The organism is Mesorhizobium sp. M1143 (genome assembly GCF_040318435.1).
Lineage (GTDB): Bacteria > Pseudomonadota > Alphaproteobacteria > Rhizobiales > Rhizobiaceae > Mesorhizobium.
In genome coordinates this window covers 1-17,577 of sequence record NZ_JAMYMJ010000001.1, presented here as the reverse complement: position 1 = coordinate 17,577, position 17,577 = coordinate 1, and the positions used below count along the sequence as shown (strand labels likewise).

At 64.0% G+C, this 17,577-nt stretch carries 20 protein-coding genes; 17 read left to right on the top strand and 3 right to left on the bottom strand.

Going from position 1 to position 17,577, the window contains the following annotated elements; translation table 11 throughout:
• Nucleotides 1–42: 42 nt before the first annotated feature.
• The 3 genes from fliN to motA are packed head-to-tail and all read right to left on the bottom strand — an operon-like array spanning nucleotide 43 to nucleotide 2,309.
• The gene (gene fliN, locus NKH35_RS00100; protein WP_023671753.1) at nucleotides 43–432 is read right to left on the bottom strand and encodes a flagellar motor switch protein FliN; all 390 of its coding nucleotides are present in this window, start codon (nucleotides 430–432) and stop codon (nucleotides 43–45) included.
• Nucleotides 433–465: 33 nt separating this feature from the next.
• On the bottom strand, nucleotides 466–1,398 hold the full coding sequence (locus NKH35_RS00095) for a FliM/FliN family flagellar motor switch protein (protein ID WP_023671752.1): 933 nt from the start codon (nucleotides 1,396–1,398) through the stop codon (nucleotides 466–468).
• Between the two features lie 35 nt (nucleotides 1,399–1,433).
• Nucleotides 1,434–2,309: a flagellar motor stator protein MotA gene (motA, locus tag NKH35_RS00090; protein WP_023691719.1), complete on the bottom strand. Its 876-nt coding sequence runs from the start codon at nucleotides 2,307–2,309 to the stop codon at nucleotides 1,434–1,436.
• A 144-nt stretch (nucleotides 2,310–2,453) separates the two neighbouring features.
• Between motA and NKH35_RS00085 the strand changes: the two genes are divergently transcribed.
• The 17 genes from NKH35_RS00085 to fliF all read left to right on the top strand — a co-directional run.
• On the top strand, nucleotides 2,454–4,265 hold the full coding sequence (locus NKH35_RS00085) for a DUF1217 domain-containing protein (RefSeq protein WP_352913033.1): 1,812 nt from the start codon (nucleotides 2,454–2,456) through the stop codon (nucleotides 4,263–4,265).
• A 7-nt stretch (nucleotides 4,266–4,272) separates the two neighbouring features.
• Nucleotides 4,273–4,998, top strand: coding sequence for a flagellar basal-body rod protein FlgF (gene flgF, locus NKH35_RS00080; protein WP_352913031.1), 726 nt, complete (start codon nucleotides 4,273–4,275; stop codon nucleotides 4,996–4,998).
• 4 nt (nucleotides 4,999–5,002) lie between these two features.
• Nucleotides 5,003–6,424, top strand: a complete 1,422-nt coding sequence (fliI, locus tag NKH35_RS00075; RefSeq protein ID WP_352913029.1) for a flagellar protein export ATPase FliI — start codon at nucleotides 5,003–5,005, stop codon at nucleotides 6,422–6,424.
• Entirely contained in the window at nucleotides 6,411–7,277 is an 867-nt protein-coding gene (locus NKH35_RS00070) for a hypothetical protein (RefSeq protein WP_031249020.1), read from the top strand. Before fliI ends, NKH35_RS00070 begins: the two co-directional genes overlap by 14 nt.
• An 84-nt stretch (nucleotides 7,278–7,361) precedes the next feature.
• A complete protein-coding gene (gene flgB / locus NKH35_RS00065; RefSeq protein WP_023691724.1) occupies nucleotides 7,362–7,742 on the top strand; it encodes a flagellar basal body rod protein FlgB in 381 nt (126 codons plus the stop codon).
• 2 nt (nucleotides 7,743–7,744) lie between these two features.
• Nucleotides 7,745–8,161 carry a flagellar basal body rod protein FlgC gene (gene flgC / locus NKH35_RS00060; protein ID WP_023733433.1) on the top strand — a complete coding sequence of 139 codons (417 nt, stop codon included), beginning with the start codon at nucleotides 7,745–7,747 and terminating at the stop codon, nucleotides 8,159–8,161.
• Nucleotides 8,161–8,496, top strand: coding sequence for a flagellar hook-basal body complex protein FliE (fliE, locus tag NKH35_RS00055; protein WP_023733434.1), 336 nt, complete (start codon nucleotides 8,161–8,163; stop codon nucleotides 8,494–8,496). The genes flgC and fliE overlap by 1 nt, the downstream gene beginning before the upstream one ends.
• Nucleotides 8,497–8,508: 12 nt before the next feature.
• Nucleotides 8,509–9,297 (top strand): flagellar basal-body rod protein FlgG, encoded by a 789-nt coding sequence (gene flgG, locus NKH35_RS00050; RefSeq protein ID WP_023673650.1) that lies wholly within the window; start codon nucleotides 8,509–8,511, stop codon nucleotides 9,295–9,297.
• A 6-nt stretch (nucleotides 9,298–9,303) separates the two neighbouring features.
• Nucleotides 9,304–9,831 (top strand): flagellar basal body P-ring formation chaperone FlgA, encoded by a 528-nt coding sequence (gene flgA, locus NKH35_RS00045; RefSeq protein WP_352913026.1) that lies wholly within the window; start codon nucleotides 9,304–9,306, stop codon nucleotides 9,829–9,831.
• Complete coding sequence (locus NKH35_RS00040) at nucleotides 9,828–11,069, top strand: flagellar basal body P-ring protein FlgI (protein WP_023673652.1); 1,242 nt, start codon at nucleotides 9,828–9,830, stop codon at nucleotides 11,067–11,069. Before flgA ends, NKH35_RS00040 begins: the two co-directional genes overlap by 4 nt.
• 3 nt (nucleotides 11,070–11,072) lie before the next feature.
• Nucleotides 11,073–11,654, top strand: a complete 582-nt coding sequence (locus NKH35_RS00035) for a MotE family protein (RefSeq protein ID WP_027049841.1) — start codon at nucleotides 11,073–11,075, stop codon at nucleotides 11,652–11,654.
• Nucleotides 11,651–12,355 carry a flagellar basal body L-ring protein FlgH gene (flgH, locus tag NKH35_RS00030; protein ID WP_023691727.1) on the top strand — a complete coding sequence of 235 codons (705 nt, stop codon included), beginning with the start codon at nucleotides 11,651–11,653 and terminating at the stop codon, nucleotides 12,353–12,355. The genes NKH35_RS00035 and flgH overlap by 4 nt, the downstream gene beginning before the upstream one ends.
• Nucleotides 12,356–12,372: 17 nt before the next feature.
• Nucleotides 12,373–12,873, top strand: coding sequence for a flagellar basal body-associated FliL family protein (locus NKH35_RS00025; RefSeq protein WP_023673655.1), 501 nt, complete (start codon nucleotides 12,373–12,375; stop codon nucleotides 12,871–12,873).
• Nucleotides 12,870–13,601 carry a flagellar type III secretion system pore protein FliP gene (gene fliP / locus NKH35_RS00020; protein WP_023710973.1) on the top strand — a complete coding sequence of 244 codons (732 nt, stop codon included), beginning with the start codon at nucleotides 12,870–12,872 and terminating at the stop codon, nucleotides 13,599–13,601. The genes NKH35_RS00025 and fliP overlap by 4 nt, the downstream gene beginning before the upstream one ends.
• A 210-nt stretch (nucleotides 13,602–13,811) precedes the next feature.
• Nucleotides 13,812–14,696 carry a flagellin N-terminal helical domain-containing protein gene (locus NKH35_RS00015; RefSeq protein WP_352913024.1) on the top strand — a complete coding sequence of 295 codons (885 nt, stop codon included), beginning with the start codon at nucleotides 13,812–13,814 and terminating at the stop codon, nucleotides 14,694–14,696.
• 282 nt (nucleotides 14,697–14,978) lie between these two features.
• On the top strand, nucleotides 14,979–15,863 hold the full coding sequence (locus tag NKH35_RS00010) for a flagellin N-terminal helical domain-containing protein (RefSeq protein WP_023683302.1): 885 nt from the start codon (nucleotides 14,979–14,981) through the stop codon (nucleotides 15,861–15,863).
• A gap of 191 nt (nucleotides 15,864–16,054) precedes the next feature.
• A partial coding sequence (fliF, locus tag NKH35_RS00005) for a flagellar basal-body MS-ring/collar protein FliF (RefSeq protein WP_352913022.1) occupies nucleotides 16,055–17,577 on the top strand: 1,523 nt, incomplete at its 3' end.

Genomic DNA, 17,577 nt, shown 5'->3' with positions numbered 1-17,577 from the left:
CATAAGCTCCGATCGCTGCTGAGACCGCATGTCGTCTAATCCTCAGGCGCTCTTGGCGGCAGCGATGATTTCGGTCAACCTGATGCCAAAGCGCGACGGATCGCTTTCCAGCACGGTGATTTCGCCGCGCGCGATCTTGCGGCCGTTGACCACGACATCGACCGGTTCGCCGATGCGCCGGTTGAGCGCCACCGTCGAGCCCTTCTGCAGCGCCATCAGGTCCGACACCGGCATTTCCGTACTGCCGAGGATGATCTGCACATCGACCGGGATGCTCATGATGATGTTCGAATTGGCGCCGGACGTGGCAGCCCGCAAGGCGGCGTCGGGGCGCTTTTCCTCCTCCTGGAGGACACCGCGCAATTCCTCGATGGCGCGGTCGAGCTGTTCGTCCGGCTGGTCGATATTGGCTTCCACCTTGGTCTTGGCCATCAGTCGTCTCCAAATGCTTGAGCTTGCCCGGCGTCAGCCCGGCATGAGCCCGTCGATAAAATCCTGACCGGCATCGTAAGGATGCCTGATCCGGACGGTGTAGTTCTGCCCGAGTTTGCCGAACTCGCAGACAAACAGCGTCTTGTCGCGCGCGCTCAGCTTGGCGTGCGACTGCGCGGTTTCCTCGAACTCGATGACCTGGCCCGGCTCGAAACCGGCGAGATCGCCGAGCGTCAGGCGGGCCAGCGGCATGGTCGCTTCGAGCGTCACCGTCGAGCGCATGACCTCTTCGGAAAAACGTGCCCGCCAGTCGGAGGTCGTGCCTTCGCTGTCGTGGACATCGGCGATACCGCGTGTGGCCAGCAGGATGCGCTGCGGGATCATCACCGTGACCGTTCCGCTGTCGGTCGGCGTCGAGATGCCGAAGACGATGCGCACCGCCGCGCCATCGCGCAGCACGCGGCGCTTGGCTTCGCTGCCCGAAAGCGCCCGCGGCACCGGCAGCCGCAGCTCGAGCGAGCGCCGGCCTGATCCGTTCAACGCCTGCGCAACTTCCTGGAAGACCGTGGTCGCAACATCGGTCTCGATCTGCGACAGAGCGCGCTCGATCGGCGAAACCGGCTGATCCGGATCGCCGCCGAACAGCGCGCACACCATCACGGCGATGGCCGGCGCATCTGCCACCAGCGTCATCGCATCCGAAGACGTCGGCGATGCTATGATGGCCATGGCAAAGGCATCGCCGGCATTCGTGCGGGCATCGGGAACACGGCTGATCTCGACCGCGCGCAGGTCGACGGTGACCGGTGCGCCGAGTTCGCCGGCCAGGCTCTTCTGCAGCAGCGGCAGGGCGCGCTCGCCCATCGAGCGCCCGGTGCCGATGACATGAGCGGCCTCACCGCTGTCACCGACCAGACGCTCAATGATCAGCGAGCGGGCTTGCGAGGGGCTGCCAGGACTTGTCATGACGGCGTGCGGTCCTGTCTGTCGTCATGCATGGCTCAAGCCGCTTTCTTCTCGGCGGAAGCTGTGTTCATCGTGCTTTGCTCGACGGCATCGATCGTCGGCCGCTCATAGGACGAGATGGTCTTGCGACCGAACTCGATGGCCACCTGCGGCAGGGCGCCGTTCATGTAGGCAAGCAGCGTCTGCTTGACGATGATATAGAGGCGGTTCTTCTTCTCGCGCACCGTCTTGATCTTGGTGGCGACCGGCCCGACCACCGCATAGGACAGGAAGATGCCGAGGAAGGTTCCGACAAGGGCAGCGCCGATCAGGCCGCCGAGGATTTCGGGCGACTGGTCGAGCGCGCCCATCGCCTTGACCACGCCGAGCACGGCGGCGACGATGCCGAGCGCCGGCAGACCATCGCCCACCGCCACAAGCGCGTGGTAAGCCTTCATCTTGTCGGACTTGATGGTCTGGATTTCCTCGTCCATCAGCGCCTCGATCTCATGCGAGCGGGCATTGCCGATGATGATGATGCGGCAGTAGTCGCAGATGAAATTCGTCAGATCGTGATTCTTGAGCACGGTCGGGAATGCCTGGAAGATCGCCGATTCCTCCGGATTGTCGATATGTGCCTCGACCTCGCTGCGCGACTTCGAGCGCAGTTCGCGCATCAGGCTGTGCAGCACGCCCAACGTCTCCAGATAGTCGCGCTCCCTCGGCACCGCCTGCTTGAACGCTTCGAGGATACCCCTGCCGGTGTCCTTGACCGTCTTCATCGGGTTGGCGACGAGAAAGGTTCCAAGTGCGGCGCCGCAGATGACCACCGCTTCCCAAGGCTGCATCAGCACATGCAGATGGCCGCCCATCGCCATGAAGCCGCCGAGAACACAGCCGAGCGTCACCACAAGTCCGATCAGAATGCCCACGCCAGATCCTTCCGCATCACGTCAGGCCTAACCGATAGCCCCCGTGCCTTGTGTGAGGCTTGAATCATACAAGGTGAGGCGATTCAGCCTCGCGCAAGCAAGTCCGCATAGTCTTGCTTTTGAAGCTGCGACCGGAGGCATGTCGTGTTGAGCACTTTTACCAGCTACCAGCTCATAGCCAGGGACATCCCCAAGGCGATCGACCGCATCGAGGCGGAGCCGATCACCAAGCGCGACACCGACTACTATCTCGCGAACATCGGCAGCGTGAAATCGATCGACGATTTCGTCAAGAACGACCGGCTGTTCAAATATGCCATGAAAGCCTTCGGTCTCGGCGACATGGCTTACGCCAAGGCCTTCATGGTCAAAGCCCTGAAGGAAGGGGTGTCGGATTCCGACAGCTTCGCCAACAAACTGAGCGACAAGCGTTATGCCGAGTTCGTGTCGGCCTTCAATTTCGCCGCACTTGGCGCTAATGCCACGAGCTACAATTCGGCACAGCAGGGCGTGACCAACAATTATGGTCTCCAGGTCTCGGTCGGCCCTTCGCAGAACGGCTTCACCTACTACAAGGGCGAAACCTCGTACTACCTGAGCAACATTTCCAACGTAAAATCGATCGACGACCTGATGGGCAACGATCGCCTGCTCACCTATGCGATGGCCGCGTTCGGCCTGGACGCCGACGCCGAGCCGGCTGCGACCGTGCGGGCCATGCTGGAAGGCGGCGTCACCGACCCGAACAGCCCCGCAAACACGTCGACAAACAAGGGCTATGCGGCTTTCGTCGCGGCTTTCGACTTTGCCCAATATGGCGACCAGGCTACGGCGCGCGACGCCGTCCAGCAGGCGGTGCCGAAGGCTGTGATCGGCGGAACCGGACTGTTGCTCGTCAAGCCGACCGCGCAATACATCAAGGGCGAGGCCGACTACTACGCAGCCAACATCTCCAAGGTGAAGTCCATCGAAGACCTGCTGAAGGACAAGCGCCTGCTGACCTTCGCCATGGCTGCCTATGGGCTTGATGCATCGACCCAGACGACGAAGCAGATCCGCACCATGGTCAATGGCGGCGTCACCGATCCGTTGAGTCCCGCCAACCTGTTGACCGACAAGAGCTACGCCAACTTCGTCAGCGCCTTTGATTTTGCCCAGTATGGCGATCAGACGACCACGCGCGACGCGGTGCTGAAGACCACGCCGAAGCTCTACACGACCGAGTCCAGTCTCGGCCTCATCAAGCCGAATGCGGACGCCGTCCAGGCCGAGACCAGCTACTACCTCGCCAACATCACCAAGGTGAAATCGGTCGACGACCTGATGGCCGACAGCCGCCTTTATAACTATGCTCTGTCCGCAAGCGGGCTCGATCCGGCGACCACCAACAAGGATCTCGTCCGTGATGTCCTTGAGGGCGGTGTCCGCGATCCCGCCAGTGTCGCCAACAAGCTCTCCAACAAGGCCTATGCCAGGCTCGCCACCTCGTTGAATTTCGAGGCCTACGGCGAAGCGGCAACGACCCGCAGCCCGTCGCAGCAGCCGGTGGTCGACAAATACATGCGCCAGACCCTGGAAGAAGACGCCGGCAAGACCAATGAGGGCGTGCGGTTGGCGCTCTATTTCGAGCGCAAGGCCTCGACCATCACCAACTGGTACGACGTGCTGGCCGACACGGCCCTGGCCAGCGTGGTACGCACCGCCATCGGCCTGCCCGATTCCTTCGCTGCCGCAGATATCGACAAGCAGGCGCAGGCCTTCGAGGCAAAGCTCGACCTCACGGATTTCACCGACCCGGCCAAGCTCGAGAAATTCCTCACCCGCTTCACCAGCCTTTGGGAAATCAATCATCCGACCTCGACCGCCCAGACATCGATCGGTGTGCTGTTTGCGCAGCCGACCACCGTCGGCATCTCGACCGATCTGATGATGGCCATGCAGAAACTGAGATTCTGAGAACACCATGCAGGACAGCCTTTACGTCGCCCTTTCCTCGCAGATCGCGCTTGAGCGCCGTCTCGACACCGTCGCCGATAATGTCGCCAACGCCTCGACCATCGGCTTTCGCGCCACCGGCGTGAAGTTCGAGGATGTCGTTTCCGGCAGCGGCCCCAAATCGGTGTCCTTCGCCTCCTCCGGCAAGACCTATTTGTCCGGCGCGCATGGCGCGATGACGCAGACCGGCAACCCGTTCGACTTCGCCGTCCAGGGCGATGCCTGGTTCGGCATCGACACCCCGGCCGGCACCGTGATGACGCGCGACGGACGTTTTTCGATGAACGAGAACGGCGAGTTGATGTCGCTCGAAGGCCATCCGGTGCTCGACGCCGGCGGTGCGCCGATCCAGCTCGACCCGCGCGACGGCCCACCCAAGGCGGGCGCCGACGGCTCGCTGCGCCAGGGCGACAAGCTCGTCGGCGCCATCGGCCTGTTCAATTTCGATCCCGGCCCGAATTTCGTCCGCTACGGCAATTCTGGCATCGTGCCCGCGCGTGCGCCGGAGCCGGTCACCGACCGTTCCGATCTCGGCGTCGCGCAGGGCTATGTCGAGGAATCTAACGTCAATCCGGTGCTGGAGATGACGCGCCTGATCATGGTCCAGCGCGCCTTCGAGAACACGGCGGCGCTGATGCGCCAGACCGATGCCTCGACCGACGACGCCATCAAGACGCTCGGCTCCAAGTCGTAGCAGCATGTCGAGCAGCAAATCATCGATACGCGCGCTTGAACGGCAACCGGAGACAGCACCGGAAAACCGGCTGGCTGCGCTGGAGCGGATCTGGCGCCGCTTCGATGACACCGAGACGTTGCTGCGGCGCGGCGGCCGTGTTTCGGAGGTTTCGCCAACGCATTACAAGGTGCGCGGCCTGTCTGAAGTCGCCAGGCTTGGCGACCTCGTCGAACAGCGCGGCAATGCCGGCACGCGCCGCGGCGAGATCGTCAGGATCGGCCGCGACGAAGTCGTCATCGCCCCCTTCGAACGCAGCGCCGACGCCGGCATCGGCGACGCCGTGTTTCGCCGCGGCCCGCTGACGGTAACGCCGCATGCTTCGTGGCGCGGGCGCGCCATCGACGCGCTGACCCGCGTCATCGACGGCGGTCCGCCGCTGATCAGGATCGGCGAGGCTGCGAGCGGCGACGGCACAACGCCCGGCGCCATGGCGCGGCAGCGCGTCGGCACCGCCTTCACGACCGGGGTCAAGGTCATCGACATCTTCACGCCGCTCTGCCTCGGCCAGCGCCTCGGCGTCTTTGCCGGTTCCGGCGTCGGCAAGTCGACGCTGCTCGCCATGCTGGCCGGCGCCGACGCCTTCGACACCGTGGTCGTGGCGCTGATCGGCGAGCGCGGCCGCGAGGTACGCGAATTCCTCGAAGACACGATCGGCGCAGAGAGCATGGCCAAGACGGTCGCCGTCGTCGCCACCAGTGACGAGCGCGCCATGATGCGCCGGCGCGCGCCGGATACCGCCATGCGCGTTGCCGAACATTTTCGCGACCAGGGCCATCGCGTGCTGCTGGTGCTGGATTCGATTACCCGCTTTGCCCATGCGCTGCGCGAGGTGGCGACCGGCACCGGCGAGCCGCCGGTCGCCCGGGGCTATCCCGCTTCGGTTTTCACCGACCTGCCGAAGCTGCTCGAACGCGCCGGACCTGGCGCTGAAGGCCCCGGTATCAAAGGACAGGGATCGATCACTGCCATCATCTCGGTGCTGGTCGACGGCGATGACCACAACGACCCGGTTGCCGATTCGGTACGCGGCATCCTCGACGGCCATGTCGTGCTCGACCGCGCCATTGCCGAACAGGGCCGCTACCCCCCGGTCAATCCGCTGTCGTCGATCTCGCGCCTCGCCGACAAGGCATGGAGCCCCGAGCAACGCATGCTGGTGACCAGGCTGAAATCGATGATCTCGCGCTTCGAGGACACCCGCGACATCCGCCTGCTCGGTGCCTATCAGGGCGGCGCCGACGCCGAGCTCGATATTGCCGTGCGCCAGGTGCCGCTGATCTACGAGGCGCTGACGCAGTCGCCCAGGGATCGCGCCTCGAGCGACGCATTCTCCGACCTCGCCCGTCATCTGAAAGGCAAGCAAAGTGTCGATGCAGGAGACTGAGCTTCAGTACACCGAGCGGCTTTTGCGCGAGATGATCGCAGAGGCCAGTGCCGCGGAAGAAGCCCGGGCCAACGAAGCGAGAGCTGTCAGGGCAAAGGCCGATCTCGACAAGGCCGCCAAGGCTGAGGCCATTCTGGCCAGGGCCGCCAGGCCATTCTTGCCCAGGGTAGCCAGCGTAGTCGAGTCCACTGTGCCTCGCTTGGCCGAGCCTGCCTTGCCCAGCGTCGTCAAGCCTGAATTGCCAAGGACCCCTCGCGCCGGCCCCAAAGAAGCTATCGAGACCAGTCGCGACTCGCTTCTCGACGGGCTGTTCCCGGTCACCGAATGGCCGCAGCCGCCAAGGCCGCAATATCCCAGGCTCGACAAGAAATCCGACCGCCGCAGCGATATCGTCTTTGCCGCGCTCGGCATCACGCTCGGCCTGATCTGCGCGCTGTTTCCCTGGTATATCTTCTTCAATCAGGACCAGTTCGGCGTGCAGGCGATCAAGTTCGGCGGCAGCGGCACCAATGCAGGGCGGGTCAGCGGCGGTTCGCAGATGGAAAACAGCGGTCAGCCGCTGACGGCAAACGATGTTCCCGATGTCGACCTGTTCGCCACCGGCACGCTGCAGGACCCCGAGGACAAGACCCAGCCTCCCGGCGTCGACGAGCAGCCCTTCCCGGCGGATCCCAAATTTCGCATGGTTCATGTCGCCAATGGCCGCGCCATGATCGAGGACGATGCCGGCCTGTGGATCGTCCAGCGCGGCTCGAAGCTGCCCGACTCCAGCGTCGTCTCGTCGATCGAGCAACGCGGCGGCAAGTGGGTCATGGTCACCAGCACCGACCAGGTGATCGAACTCTCCAAATAGCGGCACACCGGCTTACGCCTGGCCCGCGCAAGGTCCGCGCAAGACTGGCAGCCTAGTCTTGTACGTACCAGCCTGGAGATCCCCATGGAGCCCATCAACCTTTTCGATCTCGCCGCCAAGCAGTCGCAATGGCTGTCGGTGCGCCAGTCCGCAATTGCCGGCAACATCGCCAACGTCAACACGCCCGGCTACACCGCCGGCGATGTCGAGCCGTTCGAGAAGGTGCTCGACCGCACGGCAGTGTCGCTGACCGCCACCCAGGCAGGCCACCTCGGCACTGCCGCCACTAATGCCGGCTTCACGGTCAAGCCAGAAGAGACGACCGGCGCCATCATGCCCTCGAAGAACACGGTGGTGGTCGAGAACGAACTGATGAAGGCCGGCGAGGTCCGCCGCTCCTTCGAGCTCAACACCGCGATCGTCAAGGCCTTCCATTCGATGATGATGATGGCGGTAAAGAGCTGACAATGGACGCCTTGACCTCAGCCCTCAAGATCGCCGCGTCCGGCCTCAGCGCCCAGTCTGACCGTTTGCGCGTCGTTTCGGAAAATCTCGCCAACGCGCAGTCGACCGGCAACACCCCGGGCGCCGACCCCTATCGCCGCAAGACCATCAGTTTCGCCTCGGAACTCGACCGTGCCTCGGGTGGCACGACAGTTGAGGTCAACTCCATCGACCGCGACCCCAGCGACTTTCCCGTCGAATTCCAGCCCGGCAACGAGGCCGCCGACGACAAGGGCTACGTCAAGATGCCCAATGTAAACGTGCTGGTCGAGATGGCCGACATGAGCGAGGCCAACCGCTCCTACGAAGCCAACCTTCAGGTCATCAAGCAGGCGCGTGATCTGATCTCCATGACCATCGACCTGATGAGGAACCAGTAATGATCAGCGGCATTGGCGGTATCGGATCGCTTCCCCTCAAGCCGGAGATCGGTGGCGCCGATACCACGACCGACCTGTTCCAGGGCATCAGGGCGCCGATGGCCGGCAGCGAAATCGGCACCACCTTCGCCGAAGCGCTGAGCCAGGCTGCTTCAAAGACCGTCAACACCTTGCAGAATGCCGAGCAGGTGTCGATCCAGGCGCTGAGGGGCGACGCCGACACCCGCCAGGTCGTCGACGCCGTCATGAGCGCCCAGCAGGCCCTGCAGACCACGATCGCCATTCGCGACAAGGTCGTCTCCGCCTATCTCGAAATCAGCCGTATGGGCATCTGAGGAGAACTTGCCGTGAAAGCACTCGCCATCGCAGCGACCGGCATGAATGCCCAGCAGACAAATCTGGAAGTCATCGCCAACAACATCGCCAACATCAACACCACCGGCTACAAGCGCGCGCGCGCCGAATTCTCCGACCTGCTCTACCAGGTCGACCGCACGCAGGGCGTGCCCAACCGCTCCAATTCATCGCTTGTGCCGGAAGGCGTGTCGATCGGCCTCGGCGTCAAGACGACGGCGGTGCGCAACGTCCATACGCAGGGCGAACTGACCTCGACCGGCAACAGTTTCGACATGGCGCTGACGGGCCGCGGCTGGTTCCAGATCGAGGGCGGCGACGGCGGCACGCTCTACAGCCGCGCCGGCGCCTTCAACACCAACGCCACCGGCCAGCTGGTGACCGTCGACGGCGCCAATGTCATCCCGGCCATCACCGTGCCGACCGATGCCATCGAAGTTGTCGTCAACAAGACCGGCCAGGTCTTTGCCCGCATCGACGGCCAGACCGACCTCCAGCTGCTGGGCCAGCTGCAGCTCGCCAACTTCGCCAATGAAGCAGGCCTCGCGCCGCTCGGCGACAATCTGTTCCAGGAGACGCCGGCCTCCGGCCCGGCCAATGTCGGCGTGCCCGGCGATCCCGGCTTCGCCTCGGTCGAGCAGGGTTATCTCGAGGCCTCCAACGTCGATCCGGTCAAGGAAATCACCGAGCTGATCTCGGCGCAGCGCGCCTATGAGATGAACTCCAAGGTCATCCAGGCCGCCGACGACATGGCCTCCGTCGTGTCCAAGAACATCAGGTAAGATTTGATGGTCTCTCCGGCCTTCCGCTCCGCGCTTTGCCGCACCGCGCTGATCCTGGCGCTGGTGGCCGGCGGTGGGCCGGCGTTTGCCCAGGAGAGCGCAGACCAGCAGACCACCACTCAGGTCGCGAGCAGTCAGGCAACCGGCGAGATCGTTCTGATCCCCAACCGGGTCATTTATCCCGGCGAGATGATTGACACCGGCGTGCTGAAACCGGTGACGCTGCTCCCCGGCAAGCACAGGCCAGATGCGGTCGCCACGCGGGCCATGGAACTCCAGGGCAAGGTCGCCAAGCGCACGCTGCTGCCCGGCCGCTATATCCCGGTCGCCGCCATCCGCGACGCCTGGCTGGTCGAACAGGGCGCCGACGTGCAGGTCTATTTCATCGCCGGCGACCTCACCATTTCGGCCACGGCGGTGTCGCTGCAGCCGGGTGCCGCCGGCGATTTGATAAAGGTCCGCAACACAGACAGCGGCAAGATCTTTTCCGGCACGGTGATGGCTGACGGCACCATCCGGGTCAGCGCGTCATGAGACGCGGAGCTGCCCTTCTGCTCGCGGCCGTTGTCGGCCTGCAGCCGGCGCTGGCCGACGGTCTTACGCCGAAGCAAAAGCGCGATCTTGCCGGCCAGAATGGCGGCGCCTTTGTCGATCCCGAATACGATCCGGCCACCACCAACCGCATGTTCAGGGTCTCCAACGGCCCAAGCTCTCTGCCACCCGGCCAGGTCGCATCGCGCATCAAGGACATTGCGCAGCTGCAGGCTTCGCGCGACAACCAGCTCGTCGGCTACGGCCTCGTCATCGGCCTCGCCGGATCGGGCGACAGCCTGCGCAATTCGCCCTTCACCGAACAGTCGATCCGCGCCATGCTCGAAAATCTCGGCATCGCCACCGAAGGTGGCAGCGCGCGGGCCAAGAACGTCGCCGCCGTCATCGTCACCGCCAACATGCCGCCTTACGTGCAGTCGGGCGCCCGCATCGACATCGACGTCTCCTCCATGGGCGACGCCACATCGCTTGCCGGCGGCACGCTGATAATGACGCCACTGAAGGCGGCCGATGGCGAGATCTATGCTGTCGGGCAAGGCTCGGTCATCGTTTCCGGCTTCACTGCCCAAGGCGATGCCGAAAAGCTGACGCAGGGCGTGCCGACGGCCGGCCGCGTGCCCAACGGCGCCATCGTCGAGCGCACGGTGCGCGCCGAATTCGAGGACCAGGCGCTGCTCACCTTGCAATTGCGCAACCCCGATTTCTCCACTGCCGTTCGCATCGCCGACGCCATCAACGGCTACACCTCGCAACGCTTCGGCATGCGCGTGGCGGCGGAGCGCGATGCACGTACCGTGCAGATCAGGCGGCCGAAGAATGTTTCGGCGGCGCGCTTCTACGCCGAGATCGAGAATTTGGTGGTCGAGACCGACACGCCGGCACGCGTCGTCATCGACGAACGCACCGGCACCATCGTCATCGGCAACGAGGTCAAGATCTCGCGGGTGGCGATCAGCCACGGCACGCTCACCGTGCGCATCACCGAACAGCCGAAGATCGTCCAGCCGGAACCGTTCTCCAAGGGCGTGACAGCGGAGGAACCCTTCACCACCATCGATGCCACGCGGCCTGACGCCCGCGTCAATGTGCTCGACGGACCGAACCTCGAAACGCTGGTGTCGGGCCTCAACCGTCTCGGCGTCAAGCCGGACGGTATCATTGCCATTTTGCAAGGCATCAAGTCGGCCGGCGCTTTGCAGGCCGATCTGGTTCTCCAATAGGCCATGCCGATGATCGATTTCTTTTCCCAAAAGCAGCACCGCCGCAGCGCAGCCTTGGCAGCTTGCGTCATCGCCGCCACCGTCCTTGCCGGCGGCACTGTCCGCGCGGAAGAAGCGGTGCGGCAGGTTCTGCCTGGCGGGCAACAGCCGGCGGCAGTGCAGCAGCTGGTCCGCGAGAAGGTGCCCGATGAAAGCGAGATCCAGCGCTTCTGCTCCAACATCGCCGACGCCGCCCGCGACCGCCGTTACGCGCTGCAGGCCGAAGAGCTGAAGCAGCTGCAGGCCGGCATCGACCTGCGCATGAAGGCGCTGGACGACAAGCGCGCCGAATACGAGCAATGGCTGAAACGGCGTGAAGTCTTCCTGGCCCGCGCCGAGGATGGCGTCGTCAAGATCTATGCCGGCATGAAACCGGATGCCGCGGCCGAGCGCCTGGCCATGGTCAACGCCGATCTCGCCGCCGCCATCCTGATGAAACTCGATTCGCGCAAGGCCGGCGTCATTCTCAACGAGATGGACCAGAAGGCAGCGGCCACACTCACCGGCATCATGGCCAGCGCGGCCCGAAGGGTAGATCCGTCATGAAGTCGCATATTCTCGCCCTGGTCGCCACGGCTTCACTTGCCGGCTGCGCCTCCGACCCCAGGGAGATCGGCAGGGAGCCGGCGCTGTCGCCGGTCGGCACCGGCATTACCGGCAGCGTCAATGCGCCCTACTCCTATCCCGAAACGCCAGCCGCGCCGGTGAAGAAATTCTCGCTGTGGGACGACCGCCAGAGCCGGCTGTTCACCGACCCGCGCGCGCTGCGCGACGGCGACATCCTGACCGTCAGGATCAAGCTCAACGACAAGGCCAACTTCAAGAACCAGAACGATCGCAGCCGCACCGCCGGGCGCAAGCTCGGCTATGACGTCAACCTCGGATGGGAAGGTGCCACCACCAGCGGCAAGGGCGACGCGGGGCTGAGCTCCACCACCGAAACCAATGCGGACGGCGAAATCAAGCGCTCGGAGAACCTCGAGCTCAACGTCGCCGCCGTCGTCACCGAAGTCCTGCCCAACGGCAATCTGATGATCCGGGGCTCACAGGAGGTGCGCGTCAATTACGAGCTCAGAGTGCTGACCATCGCCGGCATGGTGCGTCCATCCGATATCGGCGCTGAAAACACCATCTCTTATGAACGCATCGCCGAGGCGCGCATCTCCTATGGCGGCCGCGGCCGCGTCAGCGAAATCCAGCAGCCCGCTTACGGTCAGCAGATCCTCGACCAAGTCCTCCCCTTTTAGGACTGGAGAACGGCGCCGTGGCAAATGTCGAACAGGTTCAGCAAAAAAAGGGCCCGTCGCTTGTCATCCAGCTTGCGATGCTGCTGGCGGTGACGGGCGCCGCGATCGGCATGGGCTGGATGTCCGGCGGCTATCTGAAGGGCGTCGGGGGACCGGTGCCTGTGCCCGCCGCACCGGAGAACCAGTCCAATGCCGAGCAACCGAGCAAGGCGGCCGAACATGCTCCCGGCACCGGGCCGACGCTTGTCCAGCTGGCGCCGATCACCACCAATCTGGCTTCGCCTGCTGACACCTGGATAAGGCTGGAAGCGTCGGTGGTCTACGATGCGCCGCAGCCGCCGGAACTTACCGAAAGCATTCACCAGGACCTGCTTGCCATGGTCCGCACCCTGAAGATGCATCAGATCGAAGGCGCCAGCGGCTACCAGCATTTGAAAGCCGACCTCGAGGAGCGCGCCGCAATCCGCAGCGGTGGCCATGCCAAACAGGTTCTGATCAGGACATTGCTGCTCGAATGAGAAAACTCGTCCTCGCCGCCGCGATCGTCGTCGCCGCCACCTCTGTCGCCGCCGCCCAGCAGCTCGATCTCGGCGGCATCGGCAAGGCCGACGGCGCCACCGTCGGCTATATCATCCAGATGTTCGGTCTGCTCACCGTGCTGTCGGTGGCGCCGGGCCTGTTGATCATGGTGACGAGCTTCACCCGCTTCGTCATCGCCTTCTCGATCCTGCGCGCCGGCATCGGCCTGCAGTCGACGCCGGCCAATCTGATCCTGATCTCGCTGTCGCTGTTCATGACCTTCTACGTCATGGCGCCGACCTTCGACCAGGCCTGGAACACCGGCGTCAAGCCGCTGATGGACAACCAGATCAGCCAGACCGAGGCGTTCGAAAAGATTTCGGACCCGTTCCGCACCTTCATGCTGCACAATGTCCGCGACAAGGACTTCGACCTGTTCGCCGATCTCGCCCGCGAACGCGGCCAGGTCGTTGCCAGGGACACCGTCGACCTGCGCATCCTGGTGCCGGCCTTCATGATCTCCGAAATCCGCCGCGGCTTCGAGATCGGCTTCCTGATCGTGCTGCCGTTCCTCGTCATCGACCTGATCGTCGCCACCATCACCATGGCCATGGGCATGATGATGCTGCCGCCGACCGTCGTTTCGCTGCCCTTCAAGATCCTGTTCTTCGTCCTCATCGACGGCTGGAACCTGCTTGTCGGCAGCCTGGTGCGCTCCTTCACCTGACCGTCCGCGCGCCCTTGGCGCCTTGCTAAAATTTTATGCAATATATTTCCGGTTAACCGTCCCGTTTAGCCCTTTGGTAGGGACTTGCCCGCATATTGCTCGCAGATGGCGGGTGATCGGGTCTCACGATCATTGGCATGATGCCGCTCCGTCATACCGGAAAAGCCGGTATGTCAAAAACACCCTGTAAAAATCAAGGTACGAGTAGCCATGTCCAGTATCATGACGAACGCCTCGGCGCTGACCGCGCTGCAGAGCCTGAACAACACCAACAAATCCCTCGAGCAGACGCAGGCCCGCATCTCGACCGGCTACCGCGTTGCCACCGCTTCCGACAACGCCGCTTACTGGTCGATCGCGACCTCGATGAAGTCCGACAACAAGGCCAACTCGGCCGTGCAGGACGCCCTCGGCCTCGGCGCCGGCAAGGTTGACACCGCCTACACCGCCATCAACGACGTCAAGGACCAGGTCGACCTGATCAAGACCAAGCTGGTCACTGCCCGCAGCGCCTCGAAGGAAGACCAGCAGAAGATCGCGACCGAAATCAACGCCATCCAGGCGCAGATCAAGTCCTCGGTCGCCAATGCCAACTTCGCCGGCTCGAACCTGCTGCAGAACGACGCTGCCGCTGCGTCCGACCTGAAGATCGTTGCCGCTTACAACCGTACCGGCGCGACCGTCACCATCGACACCATCGACGTCAAGGCTGCCGATACGCAGGTTCTCGATGTCGCCGGCTCGGGCGGCATCGGCGGTGGCCTGCTCGCCGCGGCCTTCGTCGACCCCAGCACCACGGCGGTTACCCCCGCCGCCATCGACACCGCGCTCGGCACTGTTGAAACGGCGCTTGCCAAGCTGTCCACCGGCGCTGCCTCGCTCGGCGCTGCCAAGTCGCGCATCGACACCCAGAAGAGCTTCCTGTCGAACCTGTCGGACTCGATCGACAAGGGCGTCGGCGCTCTGGTCGACGCAGACATGAACAAGGAATCGACCCGTCTGCAGGCCCTCCAGGTCCAGCAGCAGCTCGGCATCCAGGCGCTGTCGATCGCCAACGGCAACTCGCAGTCGATCCTGTCGCTCTTCCGCGGCTGATCTCTCGACTTTACGACTGTCACCATCCGTCGGGCCGCGCCAACAGCGCGGCCCGATTTCTTTTTGCGGCTGTTGATTTTCTTCCTAAATGGCGGCCGATTTTTGCTTCTGGCCAGCGCCCTGAATGGCTTGGTTTAACAGGCCATTAACCATATCCCGGTAGTCATGGTTAACCATTCCATGGCGGGCAGACCATACGGTCGATGGGCTTATGCCTACCCCCTTGATGAAGTTGATCCGGCGTGTTCGGGACACGCCAGTGTTTGAAAAGGGGTAAATATCTTGGCTAGCATCATGACGAACGCTTCGGCTCTGACCGCGCTGCAGAGCCTGAACAACACCAACAAGCAGCTTGAAACCACCCAGTCACGCATTTCGACCGGCTACCGCGTCGCCACCGCCAGCGACAACGCCGCCTACTGGTCGATCGCCACCACGATGAAGTCCGACAACAAGGCGCTTTCGGCCGTTCAGGACGCGCTTGGCCTCGGCGCCGGCAAGGTCGATACCGCCTACACCGCCATCACCGACATCAAGGACCAGGTCGACCTGATCAAGGCCAAGCTGGTCACTGCACGCAGCGCCAGCAAGGACGACCAGCAGAAGATCGCGACCGAAATCAAGGCCATCCAGGACCAGATCAAGTCGTCGGTCACCAACGCCTCCTATGCCGGCTCGAACCTGCTGCAGAACGACGCTGCTGCGACCTCCGACCTAAAGATCGTCGCGTCCTATAACCGCACCGGCACGACCGTCGCCATCGACACCATCGACGTCAAGGCGGCCGACACGCAGGTTCTCGATCTTCCTGGCACTGGCGGCATCGTCGGCGCTCTGCTGGCGACGACCTTCTTCGATCCCAGCACCACCCAGGTCCTCCCGGCGGCCATCGACACCGCACTCGGCGCCGTTGAAACGGCGCTTGCCAAGCTGTCCACGGGTGCCGCCTATCTCGGCGCCGCCAAGTCGCGCATCGACACCCAGAAGAGCTTCCTGTCGAACCTCTCGGACTCCATCGACAAGGGCGTCGGCGCGCTGGTCGATGCCGACATGAACAAGGAATCGACGCGGCTGCAGGCACTCCAGGTCCAGCAGCAGCTCGGCATCCAGTCGCTGTCGATCGCCAACGGCAACTCGCAGTCGATCCTGGCGCTGTTCAAGCAGTAAGCTGAACGCTGCTCCTCCCCTTGAATTAAGGGCCGCGCCGCCGGCGCGGCCCTTTCGCTTTGTGGCTGTGTTTTGACGCATGTCGTTGACCCGGAACCGCTGCACACTTCCGGGCGACATGCTCTATCATCTTCGCACAAGCTTCGCGGTCTAGTGTTCCCACGGAATATCATGCTGGGAGCGCTTGAATCGTGCCGCAACAGATCCAGAGCATCATCTCGAATCTCAGGGCATTTGGCGTCAGGCGCCTTGCCATGCTGGCCGGCATTGCCGCGCTGGTGATGGCCGTCATCGGCATCGGCTCGGTCTATCTCAACCGCCCGGCCTATGAGACGCTCTATGTCGGGCTCGATCGCTCCGACGTGAACCAGATCGGCCTGGTGCTCGGCGAGGCCGGCATCGGCTTCGACGTCGGCTCCGACGGCACCTCCGTGCTGGTGCCGGCCGGCACCACCGCGCAGGCGCGCATGCTGCTCGCCGAAAAGGGCCTGCCGACCAGCGCCAATGCCGGCTACGAACTGTTCGACAATGTCGGCTCGCTCGGGCTGACCTCCTTCATGCAGCAGATCACCCGCGTGCGCGCCCTGGAAGGCGAGATCGCCCGCACCATCCAGTCGATATCCGGCATCAAGGCCGCCCGCGTTCACATCGTCATGTCCGAGCGCGCCAATTTCCGCCGCGACGAACAGCAGCCCTCCGCCTCGGTGGTCATCCGCTATTCCGGCATCGACGCCGAAAAGAGCGCCATGTCGATCCGCCATCTCGTCGCCGCCGCCGTGCCGGGCCTGTCGGCCGACAAGGTTACCGTGCTCGATTCCAACGGCAACCTTCTCGCCGCCGGCGACGATCCCTCCAACACAAGTGCTGCCCGCACGCTCGGCGTCGAGCAGACCGTCGAGGCGCAGATCGGCGACAACATCCGCCGCGCGCTGACGCCTTATCTCGGCCCCGACAATTTCCGCGCCAGCGTCAAGGCCGACGTCAACACCGACACCCGCCAGACCGAAGAGACGATCTTCGATCCGGAGTCACGCGTGGAGCGTTCCGTGCAGTCGGTGCGCGCCAACGAGAACAGCAACCAGAGGCAGGCCTCGACCCCGGCCAGCGTCGAGCAGAACCTGCCCGAGACCCAGGCGACCAGCACCGACGGTCCGCAGACGTCATCGGCGAACGACCGCAAGGAGGAGATCACCAATTACGAGATCAACTCCAAGAAGATCGCCACAGTCTCGAACGGCTATTCCGTTACCAAGATGTCGATCGCCGTCGTCGTCAATCAGCAGCGGCTGATGACCATCCTCGGCAAGGACGCAACGCCCGAGCAGATCGCCAAGCGCGTTGCCGACATCCAGAAGATGGTGGCTTCGGCCACCGGCTTCGACGACAAGCGCGGCGATATCATCGATGTCTCGGCGGTCGAGTTCATCGACGGGCTGGACGGCGAAGCGGTCGAGCAGCCGGGCATAATGGCGTCGATCGGAACCCATGCCGGTACGATGATCAATGCCGGCGCGTTCATCGTCGTGGTGTTGCAAGGAGCCCTGGTAAGGCCGGGGGCCCACGGCCGCCCCCGGAGCCGCCCCGCCGCCCCCCCCCCCGGCCCGCGCCCCCCCCCCCCGCCCCCCCCCCCCCCCCCCCCCCCCCCCCCCCCCCCCCCGCCCCCCCCCCCCCCCCCCCCCCCCCCCCCCCCCCCCCCCCCCCCCCCCCCCCCCCC

What these genes read in the sequence shown, in the direction of transcription:
- NKH35_RS00035 (WP_027049841.1), top strand. Translation starts at nt 11,073, where the DNA reads ATGCCGATGATCGATTTCTTTTCCCAAAAGCAGCACCGCCGCAGCGCA.
- fliI (WP_352913029.1), top strand. Translation starts at nt 5,003, where the DNA reads ATGTCGAGCAGCAAATCATCGATACGCGCGCTTGAACGGCAACCGGAG.
- fliE (WP_023733434.1), top strand. Translation starts at nt 8,161, where the DNA reads ATGATCAGCGGCATTGGCGGTATCGGATCGCTTCCCCTCAAGCCGGAG.
- NKH35_RS00070 (WP_031249020.1), top strand. Translation starts at nt 6,411, where the DNA reads ATGCAGGAGACTGAGCTTCAGTACACCGAGCGGCTTTTGCGCGAGATG.
- flgA (WP_352913026.1), top strand. Translation starts at nt 9,304, where the DNA reads ATGGTCTCTCCGGCCTTCCGCTCCGCGCTTTGCCGCACCGCGCTGATC.
- NKH35_RS00015 (WP_352913024.1), top strand. Translation starts at nt 13,812, where the DNA reads ATGTCCAGTATCATGACGAACGCCTCGGCGCTGACCGCGCTGCAGAGC.
- flgC (WP_023733433.1), top strand. Translation starts at nt 7,745, where the DNA reads ATGGACGCCTTGACCTCAGCCCTCAAGATCGCCGCGTCCGGCCTCAGC.
- fliP (WP_023710973.1), top strand. Translation starts at nt 12,870, where the DNA reads ATGAGAAAACTCGTCCTCGCCGCCGCGATCGTCGTCGCCGCCACCTCT.
- NKH35_RS00095 (WP_023671752.1), bottom strand. Translation starts at nt 1,398, where the DNA reads ATGACAAGTCCTGGCAGCCCCTCGCAAGCCCGCTCGCTGATCATTGAG.
- NKH35_RS00040 (WP_023673652.1), top strand. Translation starts at nt 9,828, where the DNA reads ATGAGACGCGGAGCTGCCCTTCTGCTCGCGGCCGTTGTCGGCCTGCAG.
- flgB (WP_023691724.1), top strand. Translation starts at nt 7,362, where the DNA reads ATGGAGCCCATCAACCTTTTCGATCTCGCCGCCAAGCAGTCGCAATGG.
- flgF (WP_352913031.1), top strand. Translation starts at nt 4,273, where the DNA reads ATGCAGGACAGCCTTTACGTCGCCCTTTCCTCGCAGATCGCGCTTGAG.
- flgH (WP_023691727.1), top strand. Translation starts at nt 11,651, where the DNA reads ATGAAGTCGCATATTCTCGCCCTGGTCGCCACGGCTTCACTTGCCGGC.
- fliN (WP_023671753.1), bottom strand. Translation starts at nt 432, where the DNA reads ATGGCCAAGACCAAGGTGGAAGCCAATATCGACCAGCCGGACGAACAG.